Here is a 461-nt window from a genome sequence, read left to right on the forward strand (position 1 = left end):
GTCGCAAAGGACGAGGTGGCGTTGCTCAACCAAGTGCGCGAAGAATATGCGCGCTTCATAGCCGTCGTTTCAAACATCGCGGAGCTCATCCGCGGTGGACGAGCGGCTGAGGCCAAACAGAGAGAACTCGCGGAGCTCGGACCTCTCGCGGACAAGCTCGAACGACTGACTAATCAATTGGTCAATCGGGCTGAAGCAGACATGGTGGCCGGCATAGATGCGAGCCGACAAACCTACACCAAATCACAGATGCTCGTCACTGTGGTCGCTCTCGCAAGTTTTGTCCTTACGCTGGTCTTAGGACATGCGATCTCCCGCTCGGTGATCGAGCCAGTCCGCATTATTCACGACGGCTTGAACCGGATAGCCGCTGGCGATTTTGCCCAGCGCATAGAGGTGCCCAATCGGGACGAGCTCGGGGAGCTTGCGGCGCACGTTAATTCGACCTGCGACGAGCTGCA

Annotated in this window: 1 protein-coding gene; it reads left to right on the top strand. The window is 57.9% G+C overall.

What is annotated here, in order from left to right; genetic code table 11:
- Window positions 1-461 (top strand): HAMP domain-containing protein (locus AC5ZG5_RS46455; protein WP_496165598.1); only part of this gene is annotated, 461 nt, incomplete at both ends.

This window comes from Bradyrhizobium sp. Ses1, assembly GCF_059512365.1.